The following is a 19,624-nucleotide window of genomic DNA, read 5'->3' as shown; positions in this document are numbered from 1 at the left end:
CAAAGGGCGACGGTCCGCGAAACGCGTGAAACCTACCTTGGAAGAACAACGTCCCCCACCAAGGAGGCACTCCGTGACTGTTGACCGCACTGCAGAAGAACTGGTCCCCACCCAGTCCACTGCCACCGCCGTTCCCGCCCTTGAACACCGCCCCGGCCGCTGGATCGCCAACTGGGATGCCGAGGACAAGGGCCAGTGGGAATCCGAAGGCCGGTCCATCGCCAAGCGCAATCTGTACTGGTCGATCTTCGCCGAATTCCTCGGCTTTGTCGTATGGCAGCTCTGGTCGATCGTCGTCGTCCAGCTCCCCGCAGCAGGTTTCAAGTTCGACACCAACCAGATCTTCTGGCTCATCTCCATCCCCAGCCTCGTAGGCGCCACGCTGCGAATCCCCTACACCTTCATGGTGCCGAAGTTCGGTGGCCGCAACTGGACGATCGTTTCGGCACTGCTCCTCCTGATTCCCGCCAGCGGCCTGGCGATCTGTGTTTCCAATCCGGAAACGCCGTTCGGCGTCATGCTCCTGGTTGCAGCCCTCGCTGGCTTCGGCGGAGGTAACTTCGCCAGCTCGATGGCCAACATCACCTTCTTCTACCCTGCCCGCGAAAAGGGCTGGGCACTGGGTCTGAACGCCGCGGGCGGAAACCTTGGTGCCGCCGTCGCGCAGTTGATTGTCCCGATTGCCATCACCCTGCTCGCAGCTGGAACCGTGAACCTGCCCATGGCTGGCATCATCTGGATCCCGCTGATCCTGATCGCCGCTTTCGGTGCGTGGAAGTACATGAACAACCTCACCAGCGCCAAGGGTGACGTAGCTGGATCCGTGGCCGCACTCAAAGAACCGCACCTGTGGGTCATGGCATTCCTTTACATCGGAACGTTCGGTTCCTTCATCGGCTTCGCCGGTGTGTTCCCGAAGCTGATCAAGGACTACTTCCCGGACTTCTCCTCCATTCACCTGGGCGCAGTGGCTTTGTCCCTGGCCTTCCTCGGCCCGCTGGTCGGTTCTCTTGCACGTCCCTATGGTGGCCGCATGGCAGACCGCATGGGCGGCGCCCGCATGACCATTACGTCGTTCGCTTCGATGGCCGTCATCACGTTGATCATGATTTGGACACTCCCGCTGAAGAACTTCTGGCTCTTCCTGAGCCTGTTCCTGTTGCTCTTCGTGGCCAGTGGTTTCGGGAACGGTGCTACCTACCGGATGATCCCGGTGATCTTCGCGACGTCCAGCCGCGCAGCCCGCTCGGGTGCCAGCAGTGCGGCCACCGCTCGGCTGGCAGCCTCGTCATTGGGCCTGATCTCCGCGATCGGTGCCTACGGCGGATTCGTGATCCCCCAGGTGCTCAACGCATCGAATACAGCAAGCGGCTCCTACACCCCGGCGTTCTACGGATTCGTTGGAGCCTACGTCCTGATGCTCGCCGTCTGCTGGCTCTGCTACATCCGCCCCGCCCAGAAGCGCAACACGATCGGACACATCTAGATGCCCAACGGCGCCGATACCCACTGCCCCTACTGCGCGCTCCAGTGCGCCATGACGCTGACCCCGGCTGCTTCGGCCGCCGGGGCAGCGCCCGCGACCTCGTCCGACGCAGCACCGGCAAGCCCTGCCACACCCGCATTGCCCGGTGAAGGTGCCGTGCCCCTGGAAGTTTCAGGGCGCGACTTCCCCACCAACCGGGGCGGACTGTGCCGCAAAGGCTGGACATCGGCGTCGTTGTTGCGTCACAACGGCCGCGTCACCGAACCGATGCTCAAAGGATCCGATGGCGTCCATCAGCCGATCTCCTGGGACCAGGCGCTCATGCTGGTCACCGCGGCTGTGAAGGACACCCAGAAGCAGTTCGGAAACGACGCCGTCGGAGTTTTCGGTGGCGGCGGCCTCACCAACGAGAAGGCGTACATGCTGGGCAAGTTCGCCCGACTGGCCCTACGCACCTCACGCATCGATTACAACGGCCGCTTCTGCATGTCTTCGGCGGCAGCGGCAGGCAATCGCGCCTTCGGCGTGGACCGTGGCCTCCCCTTCCCCGTCACGGACCTGGACTCCGCGTCCGTAATCCTCATGCTCGGTTCCAACGTGGCCGAGACCATGCCGCCGTTCGTACAGCACCTTCAGGGCGCCCGCGACGCCGGTGGGCTGATCGTCGTGGACCCCCGCCGTTCGGCGACGGCAGCGTTCACGGACGACGGCGGCGGCATCCATTTGCAGCCAACGCCCGGTACGGATTTGGCCCTCCTTTTGGGCATCAGCCACGTTGTGGTCCACGAAGGCCTGGCAGACACCAGCTATATCGAGGCAAACACCAAGGGCTATGCCGCCGTGGTTCGCAGCCTCAACGCCTTCTGGCCCGAGCGCGTCCAGTCCATCACCGGCGTCCCGGCCACCCTCATCCGTGAGACGGCCCGACGCCTGGCTCAGGGCGCCCGCAATGGCGGCAGCTACATCCTCAGCGGCCGTGGAGTGGAACAGCACGTAGACGGTACTGACACCGCAACCGCGGCCATCAACCTCAGCCTGCTACTTGGACTGCCGGGCTCGGCCCGCAGCGGCTACGGCACGCTGACCGGCCAGGGCAATGGCCAGGGCGGCCGCGAGCACGGCCAGAAGGCCGATCAGCTTCCCGGCTACCGCAAAATCACCGACCCCGCCGCGCGCGCCCACATCGCCAAGGTCTGGGGTGTGGACGAGTCGCTGATCCCGGGAGCCGGCCTTCCCGCCGTCGAGCTCCTCAAGTCCCTTGGAAAGCCCGACGGCGTCCGTTGCCTCTTCGTCCACGGCGCCAATGTGGTGGTTTCGGCGCCGGACACCAACGCGGTGACCCAGGGACTCCGCAGCCTGGACTTCCTGGTGGTCTGCGACTTCTTCATGTCCGAGACCGCGGTCGAGGCCGACCTCGTACTGCCCGTGACGCAGTGGGCCGAGGAAGAAGGGACGCTGACCAACTTTGAAGGACGCGTCATCCGACGCCGCAAGGCACTTACCCCTCCCCCGGGTGTCCGGACCGAACTGTGGCTGATGGCTCGGCTTGCCGAAATGCTCGAGGCGCCCTCCATGTTCAGTGATGATCCCGAGACAGTGTTTGAAGAACTCAGGCTTGCCTCCGCCGGTGGGCTGGCTGACTACTCCGGCATCGATTACGCGATGCTGGATCGTGGCGAAGCTGCCTACTGGCCATACCCCGTGGGGAGCCAGGGAACACCGCGCCTCTTCGCCGACGGATTCGCCCATGCTGATGGCCGGGCTGTGATGGTCCCGGTCACCCCTTCCAAGCGGGCGGTGCGTTCGTTTGCGGACGACTCACTGGCACTCGCCACTGGCCGCCTGCTGGAGCACTACCAGTCCGGTGCCCAGACGCGCCGCGTGAGCGAACTGTTGGGGTCCCAGCCGCAGGCGAAGCTTCTGATCCACCCTGGAACGGCTGCAGCGCGTGGCATTGCCGACGGCGACTACGCGACGGTGACCAACCAGCGCGGTGAGGTCCTCTGCCGGGCGGAACTTAGCAACTCGGTCCGCCCGGACACTGTGTTCCTCCCGTTCCACTTCCCGGGCCAGGAAAACGCCAACCGCCTCACTGAGGCGGTCACCGATCCCATCTCCGGCATGCCGGAGTTCAAGACCAGCCGGGTATGGGTCCGGCGGGCAGCGTCCACCACAGTGTCAGCGGCTCCAGCCGCCGTGTCTGCCGGATCCGGGCTGCCCCTGCACGCCAAGGAGGCATCATGAGCGAGCGCATTGTTGTTGTTGGATTCGGCCCGGTTGCTGCGCGGCTTGTGGACGAACTGCTTCCCGCGGTCCGCACAGGACTCGTGCAACTGCTGGTGGTCGGACAGGAAGCTGAGGCCGCATACAACCGCGTCATGGTTGCGGAACTTGGCGTCGGACGGACTGCCCCTGAAGCTTTGGCCATGGCTGATGCTGCTGAACTGGAGGCCGACGGCGTTGACGTGCGGTTGGGTGTCAAGGTCAAGAGGATTGACCGCGCACGCCAGCACGTGGTCCTCTCCGACGGCACCAACGAACACTACGACCGCTTGGTGTTTGCCACCGGTTCCCGGCCCGTCATTCCCAACCTCACCGGTTTGAACCCTGATCCGGCGAGCCCCGTTCTTCCAGCCGGTGTCACTGCCCTGCGTGATCTTCGGGATGCCGCGGTACTCCGTGAAGCTGTCGCCGGCGGTAAGCGCGTGGTGGTCCTGGGTGGTGGCGTGCTTGGCCTTGAAACCGCCCTCGCCGCCGCGGAGGAAGGCGCCCAGGCGACGGTGGTCCACAACGGCCCCTTCCCTTTGGGCCGCAGCATTGACCGCGGCAGCGGATCCGTCCTGACGAGCAGCCTCCGTGCTGGCGGCGTCCGGATGGCCGGCAACGCGAGGTCTACTGGCGTGGAAACCGCTGGCCCCGGCGGAAGTTTCTCTGCCCTGCTCCTGGAGGACGGCTCAGCGATCGACGGTGATCTGCTGGTCCTCTCCTGTGGAGTCCGGCCCCGTATCGAGTTGGCCGAGGGCTGTGGGCTCCCCGTTGGCTCGGGGATCCTGGTGGACCACCACCTCAGGACTTACCACGAGCCGCACATGTTCGCGATTGGCGATTGTGCCGAGGTCCGCTGCCCTGACGTTTCCTGCCTTGATTGCCGGACGGCCACCGGCCCCTCCGGCTTGGTAGGCCCGGGCTGGCGTCAGGCCGAGTGGCTGGCTGAGTATTTGGTGGTCCTGGCACAAGACGGCCAGGAAGCCGCGGATGCGTTGGAAGCCCTGCCCACGGAAAAGCCCGGCGTCGTGGTTCTGAAAGCACGGGGCATCAACCTGGCCCTTGCAGGCGATAACCAGGCCGATCCGTGGGACGAAGAGCTTCTGGAAGCCGGGGCCGCTTCTGGCCGGGCACGCCGCCAGATCTCCCAGTGGGCCGATCCCGAGCACGGCCGCTACGTCAAGATGACCACCCGCGGCGGGGTGCTGGAGGGTTTGGTGGCCGTGGGCATGCCCCGGACTGCCGCTGAACTGGTGGTCCTTTTCGAACGTTCCTCAGAACTGCCCGCGGACCGTTCCCTGCTGCTTCGCCTGGACGGCCCGGACCAGTTGGATTCCGGTGCCACCAGCAACGATCCCCAGCGCACAGTGTGCCGGTGTGCCGGCGTCAGCGCCGCCAGCATCGAGGATTCCGTGCTGGAAGGTTGCAGCACTGTTGGCGAGGTCTCCAAGGCCACCCGCGCTGGCACGGGCTGCGGCGGATGCCACGAGGACATCAAGGGGCTCATCGAAAAGCACTTCCAGGCGACTGCTGCCTAGGGTAGCTCGCTCAGTTCGCGGGAAAGCTGCGGGATCGTGGGAAGTTTCCCTGCGTGCTCGCAGGCTTCCCGCGAATTCGTTGCTCGGGCTTGCCTGTTCCCACGAACTCGCACGCCTAGACTTTCGGGGTGAACATCACTGAACCCGCTCCGGGAATCCACTTCGTCCAAGGACCCGCATCCAACTGGGTCATTGTCCGCGATGCCCCTGCGTCCCCGGATGAGCGGGGCTACTTACTGATCGACGGCGGGTACCCGGCGGACAGGGACCTGATACTAAAGTCCATCCGCCAAATTGGACTCGAGCCAGCTGATGCCAAAGCCATGCTCATCACCCACGGCCATGTTGACCACACAGGGTCCGCAGCCTATTTCTCCCGGACGTTCGGCACGCCCATTTTGTGTTCCCCTGAGGAACTCGCCCACGTGCAGGGCAAGGAGAAGCACCAGGTTACGTTCGGTCAGGTGATTATCCGGGCGTGGCGGCCACGTGTTTTCCGCTGGCTCCTCCATGTCATCAAGGCAAAGGCCCTCCAAGCCGAACCGGCAACACGGGCTGAGGCATGGACCCCGGAGAGGCTCCAGAGCCTGCCTGGCCAGCCGGAAGCCATCCTCTTGCCCGGGCATACTCCCGGCAATGCGGCGATCCTGATCCCCGGTGCGCAGACCATTGCCGTAGGCGACACGTTTGCCAGTGGCCATCCGATCAGCACACAATCGGGCCCGCAGATGCTGCACCGGATGTACCACTCGGATCCGGAGACCGCCCTCGCAGCGGCACGCTCACTGAGCACCATCCAGGCCAACGTGATCCTGCCCGGCCACGGTCCGGCGTTGCACATGTCCCTCGCTGAAGCCATCGCGGCGCTGCGTACCTAGGAACGTAAAACGCCCGTTTCGATGGCTCGCTGCGCGTTAGACGGTTCCAACCATCTAGCACGCAGCCAGCCGTCGAAACGGGCGCCACAGGAGCAATGAGCTTACATGTGTACGTGCAGCCGGCGCGCAGCCTCCGAGATGGACCCGGTCAATGACGGGTACACGGTGAAAGCGCTGGCCACGTCATCAACGTGCAGCTTCTGCGTGACGGCCACGGAGATGGGGAAGATGAGCTCCGAAGCGTTCGGCCCCACCACCACGCCGCCAATCACAGTGCCGGATCCCTTGCGGGCGATGATCTTGACGAAGCCATCCTTGGTGTTGCGCATCTTGGCGCGGGCATTGCTGAGCAGCGAGAGCATCACGACGTCGCCCTGGTACTTGCCGGAGGCGAGATCGGCCTCGGAAACGCCGACCGAGGCAATTTCCGGGGACGTGAAGATATTCGAGGCCACCTGGTTGAGCTTGAGCGGCTTCACGCCATCGCCCATAAAGTGCGCAACCGCGATCCTGCCCTGCATGGCGGCCACGGACGCCAACGCGAACACGCCCGTGCAGTCGCCGGCAGCGTAGATGTTGGGGGCGGTGGTGCGCGAAACGCCATCCACTTTGATGTGGCCGGACTCCGTCAAGGTCACTCCGGCTTCCTCAAGGCCGATTCCGGCGGTGTTGGGGATGGAACCAACGCACACCAGGCAGTGCGAGCCCGTGACCACCGATCCATCGCCCAGGGTGACCTTCACGCCGTCGTCGGTCCGCTCAACTGCGTTGGCGCGCGAGCGGGACAACACGTGCACGCCGCGGCGCTCGAACACGCCTTCCAGCAGTTTGGCGGCGTCCGTGTCTTCGCCGGGGAGAACCTGGTCACGGCTGGAAATCAGTGTGACCTTGGAGCCGAGGCCGTTGTAGGCGGAGGCGAACTCGGCGCCGGTGACACCGGAGCCCACCACGATCAGTTCCTCGGGCAGCTCGTCCAGGTTGTAGATCTGGGCCCAGTTGAGGATCCGTTCGCCGTCGGGCTTGGCAGTGGGGAGCTCGCGCGGGTGTGCGCCCACCGCCAGCAGGATGGCATCGGCGTCGATGGTGCGGACGCCTTCAAGGGTCAGCACCTCAATGGTGTTGTTGTCCAGCAATTTGCCGGAACCGATCACGATCTCCACGCCGAGGCGCTCCAGCCCGGCGCGGATGTCGTGGGACTGTCCACGGGCCAGATCCAGGACGCGGTTGTTGATGTGCTTCAGATCGGCGCGGGGCTTGGAGCCGCCACCGTCACCGTCGAATTTGACGCCCAGCTCGTCCGCCTCAGCGACGCGCGTCATGAGGTCGGCGGTGGCAATAAGGGTTTTGGAAGGCACGACGTCGGTCAGCACGGCGGAGCCGCCAAGGCCTGCCCGCTCGATGATGGTGACTTTTGCGCCGAGGGAAGCGGCCACCATGGCGGCTTCATATCCTCCGGGACCACCTCCCAGAATCGCGATACGGGGGGAACTGAAGTCAACTTGGGTGGTCACAATCCTCAATTCTCGCTCATTGCACCTCAGGCTGCCAGTCAGCCCAGCCTCACCCCCGGAGCGTCGTGCGCGTCCCTACCAAATTGCCGCGCACGCAAGGTAGCTTGTACCAGTGAGTAACACTGAGCTGATGAACACAGATCCTTTCGAAGCTGCCCGGGCCGCCGCGGACTTCATTGCCGCCGAGACTGGCGTTGAGTCCCACGATGTGGCGCTGGTACTCGGTTCCGGCTGGGCCGAAGCTGCCGACCTCATTGGTGAAACCACTGCCACCTTGAATGCCTCAGAGGTTCCCGGATTCCACCAACCTTCCGTCGTGGGCCATGTGGGAACCATCCGCTCCGTCCTGACGAAGGAAGGCAAACGCGCCCTGGTCCTGGGCGCCAGGACGCACTACTACGAAGGCAAGGGTGTCCGCTCAGTCGTCCACGGCGTTCGCGCGGCCGCAGCTGCGGGTTGCAAGACGCTGGTCCTCACCAATGGCTGCGGTGGCCTCAACGAGGATTGGACCCCGGGCACGCCTGTTCTCATCAGCGACCACATCAACCTGACGGCCACTTCCCCGCTTGAGGGAGCCACTTTCGTGGACCTCACGGACCTCTACTCCTCACGCGTCCGGCAGCTGGCCCGCGAGGTGGATCCTTCACTGCAGGAGGGTGTCTACGCCCAGTTCAGTGGTCCCCACTACGAGACGCCGGCCGAGGTCCAGTACGCCAAGCGCATCGGCGCTGACCTCGTGGGGATGTCCACGGCGTTGGAAGCCATCGCCGGACGACATGCAGGAATGGAGGTCTTCGGCATCTCGTTGGTCACCAACCTTGCCGCGGGAATCAGCCCGGTTCCGCTGAGCCACGCCGAGGTCCTCGAGGCCGGCCAAGCGGCAGGAAAGCGTATCTCCTCGCTGCTGGCGGAGATCATCGCCAAGCTCTAAAGGCCTGCTAGCCCTTTACCGGCCCTTGCGTTGGAATCGTTGGACCAACGCTGACCACTACCCCGTTGCTGGACACGCCGTCCGCTGTGGCCGTGATGGTCACCTGACCTTGCACGGGGCCTCCCCGCACCAACCCATTGCTGACAGAGGCGATGATCGGGCGGCTTGACGCCCAAGTAATGACCGGCTTCCCGGGTTTGCCGTCGCTGTACGTGACGGTGGCGGTCAGTTGGACGGTGGCGCCCGGCTCGAGTGCGTGCGGGCCAGCAGGACCCACGACGACGCGAATCACCGCATGCTCCACGGTCACCTTCGATTGCGCTTTCCATTCCGTGCCATCGGCGTCCACGTGCTTGGCTTCGATGAGCACTTGCCCCAGGCCCTGCGCGGTCACGAGCCCGGAGGCGGAGATTGTTGCGACCTTGGGGTTCCCCGTTGACCAGGTCACGCTGGACTCGGGTTTGGTGGTCCCGTCCGTGTACGAGGCTACTGCGATCATTTGGTGCGTCTGCCCTTGCTTGATCGTGAGTTCGGCGGGCTCGATCGCCAGGCCGGAGATCTTGGCCGGCGGTGCAGTGTTGACAGTGATGCGTGCAGTGGCTTCGAACCCATCCTGGGAGGCGGAGATGATGGCCGTGCCCGGAGCTGCAGCGGTGACCAGGCCGTCGCCGTCCACGGTCGCTATGCCTGGATCACGGGACCCCCATATAGCTGTGACGTTGAGCCTCCCCAGTGACCCATCGCTGTACGTTCCCTCGGCGAGTAGCTGTATCTTGCCTCCGGGGTCGGCCTCCGCATCGCCCGGAGTGATGCGCAGGGCCTTCAGCGAGGCCGTTCCCGGCGTGGTGACCGTGAGCTCGAAGCGTCCGGAGACGCCGTCGACCGTTGCTGTCAGGCCGGCAACGCCCGGCGCAACCGCTGTCGCCTTGCCGTCTGCGCTGATTCCGGCCACCGCAAGGTTGTCCGAGGCCCACTCAACGCCGTCTTGCAGCGGACTGTGTGAGCCATCGCTGTAGGTAGCTTCCGCGGACAATTGAAGGATGGCCTCGGGGTGGAGCGAGCTCGCCGGAGCGCTCACGGCGATGGATTCCAGCACTGCCGGTTGCCTGTCGAGAAGCACGCGCAGAGCCACCAGCCCGGCCGTCACGAGCACGGCGGCCACGATCACCACCACCCAGGCTCGAACCAGCCTTCGCCGGATAGTGGACATTCCTTCGCCCAAGGCACGGTCCAGGTCGGCCGGGTTGGTCTTCGCATGAAGCGCAGCCTCGGACAACAACCGCTCCCGCAGCGCGTCCCTCACGGCCGGCCTTCTTCCAACGCCAGGCGATTGGTTTTCTCTTCGGCGGCCGCCAATGATTTGCCGACCTCCAGGGCCGGACGATCAGTCATCCCGGCAATCTCGCCAACGGTCAGGTTTGCGAAGACATGAAGCACGACGGCGACCCGCTCGTCGTACGACAACCTCGCCAATGGACTCTTGCCGTTCTTTGTCTTGGGTCCCTTGGTCCCCTTCGTCTTGCCTTCACGGCTCTGCAGCCAGTGTTCGTGTTTCTTCAGGAGTTCCACGAACACGCACAGCGTGTAGACACGCAGCTGGGGCGTCACTGGCCCCTTCCACGCGTTCGTCGACTGGGACCACGCCGCCTCCAGCAAGCTGCGTGCAGTTTCCGCGTTGTCGCAGAGCAAGTGGGCACAGTACTCCATGTCCCCCTTCTGCCGTTCGAAGACGCTGCGGAGCTCGTCCTCGCGGTCTTTGAGTGCAGGCGCCAGCTTGATGCTGGGGGAAGCTCCCAGCTCGATTTCCCGGATAGCGGGCATGAGGACGGCCACGGCGAAGGTCAGCAGGCCTGCACCAATGGGAAGGGCGGACAAAAGATCCGGAACCAACCAGCCCGCCACGATCGCTGCCACAGCCAGGACCGCGAGCACGAGGCGCAATGGAGTCAGGGAGGACCGCCAACGGCGCTTTGGTAACTCACACATGCAGCACCAGCTCACAACAGGCGGGGTCCGGTTCGCAGGGGTGCTCCGGAATCGCTACCACATTTTACGTCCACCGATTGGACTTTTAGAAGGAGTTTCCCGCCGAGCACTGCCGCATAGGCCAGGAATGGTAGAGCGTCAAGTCAAACGGAGCCCACGTAAACGCACAGTGAATTCTCAGAATAAGTCAGTTTTATTTCGAAACATTTGATCCAGCGGCCAGGCTGTGGCACGCGCGCGCAATGGAAATGTAAACGCTTGCACACATATGTCTGACAAGTGCTTTTGCGTCCGTGAAATGTTGTTTGATTTGGGCCTCACACGTGTTTAGCGTGGGAGTCGTTCCGGTAAGTCGACGTACTGGAACCGCCGCGGCGAGAACCCCATAAGGGACCGCCGCACCTCGAAACGATGGCGTCCCTCGAAGACGCCTTCAGCGGATCGATGGACGCCGGAGTTGATAAGCACTCCACGAAGTCCAACACTCCGCGAGAAGAGCAAGCATGAACACGCACTCAACCCCAACACGGCCGCGCCGCCGTCTGCGACAGGCAGCAGCCCTCGCAGCCGCAGCCAGCGTTGCCGGCAGCATCCTGCTGGTGACCCCGGCCGCCCAGGCCAACCTGCCGGCCGACCCGCCGTCGAGCACCATGCCGGCCCCCACCCCCGGCTTCCCGCTCCCCAGCCTCCACACGCAGGAGGCGTACGACCCGGCGGCCGACTTTACGTCCAAATGGACCCGCGCCGACGCGAAGCAGATCATGGCACAAAGCAACACCAACGTTGCTCCGGGCCAGAACTCCATGAGCCCCGACGTCACCATGCCGGAAATCCCCAAGGATTTCCCCGCCATGAACGACGACGTCTGGGTGTGGGACACCTGGTCCCTGACGGACGAGAACGCGAACCAGATCAGCTACAAGGGCTGGGACGTCATCTTCTCCCTGGTTGCTGACCGGCACGCAGGCTACGGCTTCGACCAGCGCCACTGGAACGCCCGGATCGGATACTTCTTCCGCAAGACCAACGCTGATCCTGCAAAGGACAAGTGGAACTACGGCGGACACCTGTTCCTGGACAACACGTCCATCGGCAACACGGAATGGTCCGGCTCCACGCGCCTCATGCAGGGCAACAAGGTCAACGTCTTCTACACGGCCACCACGTTCTACGACGTCGCTGAGCGCAATGCAGGCGGCGGCGGAATTGCCCCGGATGCTGTCATTGCCAAGGCCCTGGGCAACATCCACGCCAACCAGGACGGCGTGACCTTCGACGGCTTCGAGCACACCAAGCTCCTTGAGCCGGACGGAAAGCTGTACCAGAACAAGGCCCAGAACCCGGGCTTCGCGTTCCGTGACCCGTACACCTTCGCGGACCCGGCCCACCCAGGCAAGACCTTCATGGTCTTCGAAGGCAACACCGGCGGCACCCGCGGTGACTACAAGTGCAAGCAGGAAGACCTCGGCTACCGCCCCGGCGATCCCCACGCCGAAACCTTGGACCAGGTCAACACCACCACCGGCGCCTGGTACCAGACCGCGAATGTTGGCCTGGCAGTGGCCGACAACAAGGACCTGACCAAGTGGAGCTTCCTGCCCCCGATCCTGTCCGCGAACTGCGTCAACGACCAAACTGAGCGTCCGCAGATCTTCATCCAGAACGAAAACGGCAAGAACAAGTACTACCTGTTCACCATCAGCCACCAGTTCACCTACGCGGATGGCATGCGCGGCCCGGACGGCGTCTACGGTTTCGTGGGCAACGGCGTTCGCTCCGACTTCCAGCCGGTGAACAACAGCGGCCTGGCCCTGGGCTCCCCCACGGACCTGAACATGCCGGCCAACGCGCCGGAGGGTCCGGACCCGCGCCAGAATGGTCGCCAGTTCCAGGCTTACTCGCACTACGTACAGCCTGGCGGCCTCGTGCAGTCGTTCATCGACAACGTGGACGGCGTCCGCGGCGGCTCCCTGTCCCCCACCGTGAAGATGAACTTCCAGGGTGGCGTGACGCAGGTTGACCGCACCTTCGGCAAGAACGGCCTCGGCCCGTTCGGCTACCTGCCCACCAACCTCCGTGTTGGCGGCGAAGGCCTCTACAAGTAGGCCGCACTACCCTCGGCCGTAAGGCCACGGCAGGGGTGCAGGCTCCACAAGGGCCGGCACCCCTGCCAACCCCCAACCCCAGGATTTCTCCCCATGACTTACCCCAATCCCCGCCTTTCCCGCCGTCACCTGCTGGCCGCAAGTGCCGCCGTCGTGGTCGCTTTTTCCGCTGCCGCTTGCACTGCTCCAGCACCGGAAAGCCCGACGCCGGCCCCCGCCCCGGGCGGGCACCGGCCATCCGCTTCAGATCCGTGGCGGCCCGCAGTCCACCTGACGGCTGAAAAGAACTGGCTCAACGACCCCAACGGCCTCGTCTACCATGACGGGACCTACCACGCTTTCTACCAGTACAACCCTCGCGGGAACTCATGGGGCAACATGTCCTGGGGCCACTCCACCAGCAAGGACCTGGTCCACTGGGAACAGCAGCCTGTTGCCATGGAGGCGAGCCCGCAGGAGGAAATCTTCTCCGGCTCGATCGTGATGGATAAGAACAACGCCTCGGGACTGGGGACTGGGGAGAACCCACCCATGGTGGCCCTCTACACCAGTGCATATGGAAAGAACGGCGCGCTCCCCCAAGGTTCCCAGGCCCAGTCCGTCGCTTTCAGCGTGGACAACGGAAGCACCTGGCAGAAGTACAAGGGCAACCCCGTCCTGAACCTGGCGCCTACCAACAACAACTTCCGCGACCCCAAGATCACCTGGTACGAGCCCGGCCGGTACTGGGTGATGACCACGGTGGTGGCGGACGCGCAGGTAGTGAAGATGTTCAAATCCACGGATCTTCTCCACTGGGACTTCCTCAGTGATTTCTCCGGGGTCGGTGCCCAAGGCGGACTCTGGGAGGTGCCGGAACTCGTCCAGATGGACGTAGAGGATTCCTCCGCGAAGAAGTGGGTCATGCTGCTGAGCATCAACCCCGGCGGCATCGCAGGTGGCTCAGGCATGCAGTACTTCGTCGGCGAATTCGACGGCACCCGCTTCACGGCCGAAAACGCCGCGCCCGCCGACGCTCCGCTCACCGAATCCCAGTGGCTGGACCACGGCGCCGACTACTACGCGGCCAACTCCATCTCCGGAGCACCCGGCGGCAAGCCCGTGCTCCTTGGCTGGATGGGCAATTGGGACTACGCCCAACACGTTCCCACCACGCCGTGGCGCGGGTCCATGGCAATCCCACGCGAACTCACCCTGGTCCGGGGCCAGAAACGGCTCGAACTGCGATCAGCCATTGCCGGCGTGGCAAGGGAAACACTTGAACACTCAGGTGAGGTGAAGAGCAAAAACCTCACCGTCGGGCCGGAGGCGCAGGATCTTGGCGCCGATTTTGCCAGCCGTACGCAGCTCATTGAGCTGGAAATGGACCTTACCTCTGCGCGGGAAGCAGGAATTCTTCTTCGTCGCTCCGCTGACGGTAGCGCTAGCCTGCGTATCTCCTACAACAAGGAAAAGCGCACAGTAAAGGTTGACCGTTCCAAGGCCGGCACCAGCAACTTCTCCGAGAAATTCAGTCCCTACCATGAGGTTGCCCTGCCCTCCTCCGGCAGCGATGGCAAGGTCCACCTGCGCATCCTCCTGGATTCCTCGTCCGTAGAGGTCTTCGCCCAGGATGGGGCAGCGGTTATTTCGGACACCTTCTTCCCGGACTGGGACAACACGGGATCTTCTGTGTTCAGCATGGATGGGAACACGGACTTCACCGTCCAATCCCGCGCGCTCTAAAGCAACGCGGGGTCAGATACGGCCCATTACGACAGGATTTATGGGCCGTATCTGACCCCGCGTTGCCTTTGACGTGGGCAATGAGGATAGTTTTGTCCCTATGACATCAAGCGATGCCGCCCTTAACCAGCTGCTCACCGACGCCCGCGAATGGGCTTCCCACGATCCGGACCCCACGACGTCGGCCGCTCTCCTTGAGCTCACCGACCTCGCCAGCGGCGGTGACGCAGGAGCAGTCCAGGAACTGGGCGACAGCTTCAATGGCACCCTGCAGTTTGGCACCGCCGGCCTTCGAGCTGCCCTCGGGCCAGGTCCCAACCGAATGAACAGGGTGGTGGTGCGCCGGGCAGCGGCTGGCTTGGCTGCGTTCCTGACCGAAGTGGTGGCCGCAGCTGCGCCGGGTACCCGGCCGCGCGCCGTCGTCGGCTTTGACGCCCGGTATAACTCGGACATTTTCGCGGAAGAGACGGCTGCCATCTTCACTGCGGCCGGGATTGAAACCTTCCTGATGCCGGCAGCGCTCCCGACGCCGTTGCTCGCCTATGCGGTCAGGGCGCTGGATTGCGACGGCGGCGTGATGGTCACCGCGAGCCACAATCCCCCGCAGGACAACGGCTACAAGGTCTATCTTGGCCGGCACGCCGTGACAGAGAGCGGCAGGGGCTCGCAGATAGTGGCCCCGTACGATGCCCAGATTGCGGAAAAGATTGAGGCCGTGGGCACGCTGGAGTCGATCGAGCTGGCCGCGGCTGGCTGGACAGTACTGCCCGGCTCAATCGCCGCGGACTACCAGGCGGCAATGGCGGGACTCGTGGACGCAGAGCACTTCCCCGCCCGCGATCTGAAGATCGTCCTCACCCCCATGCATGGTGTGGGCGGTGAAACAGCCGTATCCGTGCTGAACGCTGCTGGCTTCACGGACGTCACCCTCGTCGCCGAGCAGGCCGAACCTGACCCGGACTTCCCCACTGTCGCATTTCCCAACCCGGAAGAGCCAGGCGCCTTGGACCTGGCCCTTGCGGCCGCGGCGGACCTGGATGCAGACATCGTCCTGGCCAACGATCCCGACGCCGATCGGGCGGCAGTTGCTGCGGTTGACCCCGCAACCGGAGACTGGCGGATGCTGCGCGGGGACGAAGTTGGTGCGCTCCTCGGCGCCCATATCGTCGCGCGTATGGCGGCCGGTGCCAGCGAAGAACCCCGGGCAGGCGTCTTCGCCAACTCGATCGTCTCCTCACGGCTGTTGTCACGCATCGCAGCTGCAGCGGGCTATGCCCATGAGGAAACACTCACGGGCTTCAAGTGGATTTCGCGCGTCCCGGGACTCACCTATGGGTACGAGGAAGCGCTGGGATATTGTGTGGCGCCGGATCTGGTCCGGGACAAGGATGGCATCTCAGCGGCAGTTCTGATCGCGGAATTGGCGGCAACCGCAAAGGCCGAGGGCAAGACGATCTTCGACACCCTGGATGAGCTGTATCTGGTGCACGGGCTTCATGCGAGTGACCAGTTGAGCATCCGCGTGGCGGACCTGGGGCTCCTGGACGCCATGATGAACCGCTTGCGCGTCAACCCGCCGGAAGCGTTTGGAGGCTCCGGCGTCGAGGTTTTCACCGATCTTGCCGAAGGCAGCGAATCCTTGCCGCCCACGGACGGGCTTTTGTACCTCACGCGGGACCAGAGCCGCGTGATCATCCGGCCCAGCGGCACGGAACCAAAGCTAAAGTGCTACCTGGAGGTCATCCAGGCGGTGGAGTCGGCGGCAGAGCTTCCCGCTGCACGCCAAGCAGCGCGGACATCCCTGGACGATGTCCTTGGGGATGTCCGCGAAGCGTTGGGCTTGTAGCCGCCGGAGTCTGGCGGGTTCCTAGAGTTCAACCTCGAGGTAGCCATCCACAAGGCGGGTGGCGAACGTTGCGAGCTTGAGGTCCGGGTCGGTGAAGCACTCACCGGTTTCGAGGTCATAGACCTCTTTGTGCAGCGGCGACGCAATGGTCGGCCGGCTGCCGCGGGATCCGATAATGCCGCGGGCCATGACGTTGGCCAGGGTGGCCGGGTCCTGCTGTGCGACGGCGAAGACTTCGCCGGGTGCGATGCGGAACAACGCTACCTGGCGGCCCTGGATGAGTGCCGCTTCGCCCCAGGCCACTTCGAGTTCGTCCACCGGGCACACACGGTGCCATTCGCCAACGGCGGTAGTAGTCAGTTCGTCGGCACGGTCCAGAATTACGGTCATTTCAGCCCCTCTCACTGTGTCCGGGCGCTGGCATTTTCCACCTTCACTCCCCCGGACCGGGCCACGCTTGCGGCCACTCTTCAAAGCTAGGACGCGGGTGTTTCATCGGGGGTGCGCATTTGTGTCGGGTGCGTAAAAGAGACCTCACACCTGGCGAAATGCGTTCGTGATGCAGAAGTTAAGATCACGAAACAAAGGGGAAACTGAAGCGAAACTGCCCGTCCCTAGGCTGGAGGCACAAGTTGCGGAGATCCGTCTGCAACATCTGCGAAAGGCCCACCAGTGACCGGACACACTTCAAGTACAGAGAACCCGCGCCGCATCGTTGTCGTCGGAGGCGGCCCTGCGGCCCACCGTTTCGCCGACGCAATGTACAACCGCGGTCTTGAAGGCTGGCAGGTTACGGTGCTGACCGAAGAAGCGCACCTCCCCTACGACCGCGTTGCCTTGAGCAAGGCCCTGACGGAAACCGACGTAGACCTCACCCTGGGCGACGCTGCCATGTGGGAGCACGAGGCCCTGACGCTGAAGACCGGCGAACGCGCAGTCAAGATTGACTCCGTTGCCAAGAGTGTCCTCACGGCCGCAGGCAACAAGTACGAATACGACCACCTGGTGGTTGCCTCGGGTTCGGATGCAGCCAGGCTCCCCATCCCTGGTTCCGAGCACACTCACGTTTACCGGACGCTCGAGGACGTTTGGGCCATCAACAAAGCCATTGCAGAGCTTCGTGGGAAGCTGGGCCGCAAGGTTAACGCGGTCACCATAGGTGGTGGCTTGCTGGGCCTTGAGTCCGCTGCAGGCACTGAGCAGCTGGGCGCCACACCGATCGTCATCAACGGTGCGCCGTGGCTCATGAATACGCAGCTGGATGAGGGCGCCGGCCAGGCACTTGGCCGCCTGATCGAAGCGAAGGGCTTCGAGGTCCACGGCGGTGTCTTCCCGTCCGAAGTACTGACGGACGACGACGGCCAGGTCACCGGAGTCCTGATGGCAGACGGCCGCACTATCGATGCGGACCTCGTGATCGTGGCTATCGGTGTGAAGCCGCGCGATGACCTCTTCCGCGCAGCCGAAGGCGAAGAGCAACTGTTCAGCCTGGGCCAGCGCGGCGGCGTGGTGATCAACGATTTCTGTGCCACTGAGGTGGACGGAATCTGGGCCATCGGTGAAGTGGCCAACTTCGAGGGCATGTGCCTGGGCCTCGTTGCCCCGGCGAACACCATGGCCGAAATCGTGGCGGACCGCCTGCATGGCGGGGAGGCGACGTTCCCGGGATTCGATACGGCCACCAAGCTGAAGTTGTCCGGCGTGGATGTGGCGAGCTTCGGTGACGCCTTCGCACGGACCGAGCACTCCCTCGAAATTGTTTACGCAGACCCCGCCCGTGGCGTTTACCAGAAGATCGTCACCACTGACGATGCCAAGACCCTCCTGGGCGGCATCTTCGTCGGTGACGCTTCCCCTTACATGAGCCTGCGCCCGCTGCTGGGACGCGAACTGCCCGCCGAACCCGGCGCCTTCCTGAGCGCTGCCGGTGGCGGCGAGGCACCGGAAACCGAGCTGCCGGACGATGCGATCCTGTGCTCCTGCAACAACGTGTCCGCCGGAACCATTCGGGACACCGTCAACGGTTGCGGTGCCTGCGAGGGCAACGCTCCGGTCCAGGAACTCGGCGAGCTCAAGGGCTGCACCCGTGCCGGCACCCAGTGTGGTTCCTGTGTCCCCATGCTGAAGAAGCTCCTCGAAGGCGAACTGAAGAAGTCCGGCATCGAGGTTTCCAAGGCCCTATGCGAACACATCAGCCTGTCCCGCCAGGAGTTGTTCGACGCCATCCGCGTCCTGGAACTGACCTCCTTCGAGGAGATCATGGCCAAGTACGGCACGGGTGCAGGTTGCGATATCTGCAAACCGACCATCGCCTCCATCCTGGCCAGCCAGCACTCTGCCTACGTCCTGGATGCCGGCCGTGGTTCCCTGCAGGACACCAACGACCGCGCCTTGGCGAACATGCAAAAGGACGGCACCTACTCGGTGGTTCCGCGCATTGCCGGTGGTGAAATCACTCCCAAGGGTCTCGGTGTCATCGCAGCGGTCGCCGAAAAGTACAACCTGTACACCAAGATCACCGGTGGCCAGCGCATCGATATGTTCGGCGCCCGCCTGGAGCAGCTGCCGGACATCTGGAAGGAACTGGTCGATGCCGGCTTCGAGTCCGGCCAGGCCTACGGCAAGAGCTTGCGCACGGTGAAGTCCTGCGTTGGGTCCACCTGGTGCCGCTTCGGCGTCCAGGATTCCGTAGCCATGGCCATCGCCCTGGAACTGCGCTACCGGGGCCTCCGCAGCCCGCACAAGCTGAAGATGGGCGTTTCCGGTTGCGCCCGAGAGTGTGCGGAGGCCCGTGGCAAGGACGTGGGCGTCATTGCCACGGCTGATGGCTGGAACCTGTACGTGGGCGGCAACGGTGGTGCCACCCCGGCACACGCCCAGTTGCTTGCCAAGGACCTGGACGACGAAACACTGCTGAAGTACATCGACCGCTACCTCATGTACTACATCCGCACCGCCGACCGCCTGCAGCGCACCGCGCGTTGGCAGGAAGAGCTCGACGGCGGCATCAAGCACGTTGAGGAAGTAGTGGTACACGACTCCCTGGGCATCGCCGAGGAGCTTGAAGCCGCCATGGCCAAGCACATCGACACCTACGAGGACGAGTGGGCTGAGACGTTGAAGGACCCGGAGCGCCTCCGTCGTTTCCGTTCCTTCGTCAACGCCCCCAACCAGAAGGACGAGTCCATCTCCTTCGTTCCGGAGCGCGGCCAGATCCGTCCCGCGACGAACGAGGAGAAGGGCGGCGTGCTCATCGCCTCCACTATCCCGGTCCGCCGCGAAACTGTCGGCTCAGAACCCGTCGGCGCAGAACCCGTCGGCGCAGAACCTGTCGGCGCAGAGAACTAGGGGAA

At 64.0% G+C, this 19,624-nt stretch carries 13 protein-coding genes; 9 read left to right on the top strand and 4 right to left on the bottom strand.

All coding sequences use genetic code 11. The annotated features are described in order from the left end of the window. The first annotated feature begins 73 nt into the window (after positions 1-73). The 4 genes from LDN90_RS06720 (at position 74) to LDN90_RS06705 (ending at position 6,167) form a co-directional block, all read left to right on the top strand. Entirely contained in the window at positions 74-1,486 is a 1,413-nt protein-coding gene (locus LDN90_RS06720; protein ID WP_223948446.1) for an MFS transporter, read from the top strand. After that, entirely contained in the window at positions 1,487-3,730 is a 2,244-nt protein-coding gene (locus LDN90_RS06715; protein WP_223948445.1) for a molybdopterin oxidoreductase family protein, read from the top strand. After that, positions 3,727-5,289: an FAD-dependent oxidoreductase gene (locus LDN90_RS06710; RefSeq protein WP_223948444.1), complete on the top strand. Its 1,563-nt coding sequence runs from the start codon at positions 3,727-3,729 to the stop codon at positions 5,287-5,289. Before LDN90_RS06715 ends, LDN90_RS06710 begins: the two co-directional genes overlap by 4 nt. A gap of 128 nt (positions 5,290-5,417) precedes the next feature. After that, positions 5,418-6,167 carry an MBL fold metallo-hydrolase gene (locus LDN90_RS06705; protein ID WP_223948443.1) on the top strand — a complete coding sequence of 250 codons (750 nt, stop codon included), beginning with the start codon at positions 5,418-5,420 and terminating at the stop codon, positions 6,165-6,167. Between the two features lie 101 nt (positions 6,168-6,268). Here the strand turns inward: LDN90_RS06705 and LDN90_RS06700 are convergent, their stop codons facing one another. After that, a complete protein-coding gene (locus LDN90_RS06700; protein WP_216926923.1) occupies positions 6,269-7,678 on the bottom strand; it encodes an NAD(P)H-quinone dehydrogenase in 1,410 nt (469 codons plus the stop codon). A gap of 130 nt (positions 7,679-7,808) precedes the next feature. On the opposite strand from LDN90_RS06700, the gene LDN90_RS06695 reads away from it, so the two are divergent. Further along, positions 7,809-8,609, top strand: coding sequence for a purine-nucleoside phosphorylase (locus tag LDN90_RS06695; protein WP_223948442.1), 801 nt, complete (start codon positions 7,809-7,811; stop codon positions 8,607-8,609). A 7-nt stretch (positions 8,610-8,616) separates the two neighbouring features. On the opposite strand, the gene LDN90_RS06690 is transcribed toward LDN90_RS06695, so the two are convergent. Together LDN90_RS06690 and LDN90_RS06685 are read right to left on the bottom strand one after the other, a co-directional pair. After that, complete coding sequence (locus LDN90_RS06690) at positions 8,617-9,912, bottom strand: Ig-like domain-containing protein (protein ID WP_223948441.1); 1,296 nt, start codon at positions 9,910-9,912, stop codon at positions 8,617-8,619. Further along, entirely contained in the window at positions 9,909-10,595 is a 687-nt protein-coding gene (locus LDN90_RS06685; protein WP_216926920.1) for a hypothetical protein, read from the bottom strand. The genes LDN90_RS06690 and LDN90_RS06685 overlap by 4 nt, the downstream gene beginning before the upstream one ends. Positions 10,596-11,098: 503 nt before the next feature. On the opposite strand from LDN90_RS06685, the gene LDN90_RS06680 reads away from it, so the two are divergent. From LDN90_RS06680 to LDN90_RS06670, 3 genes are all read left to right on the top strand, one after another. Next, entirely contained in the window at positions 11,099-12,700 is a 1,602-nt protein-coding gene (locus LDN90_RS06680) for a glycoside hydrolase family 68 protein (protein ID WP_216926919.1), read from the top strand. 93 nt (positions 12,701-12,793) lie between these two features. Then, the gene (locus LDN90_RS06675) at positions 12,794-14,425 is read left to right on the top strand and encodes a glycoside hydrolase family 32 protein (RefSeq protein WP_223948440.1); all 1,632 of its coding nucleotides are present in this window, start codon (positions 12,794-12,796) and stop codon (positions 14,423-14,425) included. 100 nt (positions 14,426-14,525) lie between these two features. Continuing rightward, complete coding sequence (locus tag LDN90_RS06670; RefSeq protein WP_223948439.1) at positions 14,526-16,271, top strand: phospho-sugar mutase; 1,746 nt, start codon at positions 14,526-14,528, stop codon at positions 16,269-16,271. 21 nt (positions 16,272-16,292) lie between these two features. On the opposite strand, the gene nirD is transcribed toward LDN90_RS06670, so the two are convergent. Next, a complete protein-coding gene (nirD, locus tag LDN90_RS06665) occupies positions 16,293-16,661 on the bottom strand; it encodes a nitrite reductase small subunit NirD (RefSeq protein WP_223948438.1) in 369 nt (122 codons plus the stop codon). Between the two features lie 282 nt (positions 16,662-16,943). On the opposite strand from nirD, the gene nirB reads away from it, so the two are divergent. After that, a complete protein-coding gene (gene nirB / locus LDN90_RS06660; protein ID WP_223948437.1) occupies positions 16,944-19,619 on the top strand; it encodes a nitrite reductase large subunit NirB in 2,676 nt (891 codons plus the stop codon). Positions 19,620-19,624 lie beyond the last annotated feature (5 nt).

Source organism: Arthrobacter sp. NtRootA1 (genome assembly GCF_019976975.1).
GTDB lineage: Bacteria > Actinomycetota > Actinomycetes > Actinomycetales > Micrococcaceae > Arthrobacter > Arthrobacter aromaticivorans.
The sequence above is the reverse complement of the archived record's forward strand: the minus strand, read 5'-3'. Positions and strand labels throughout refer to the sequence as shown.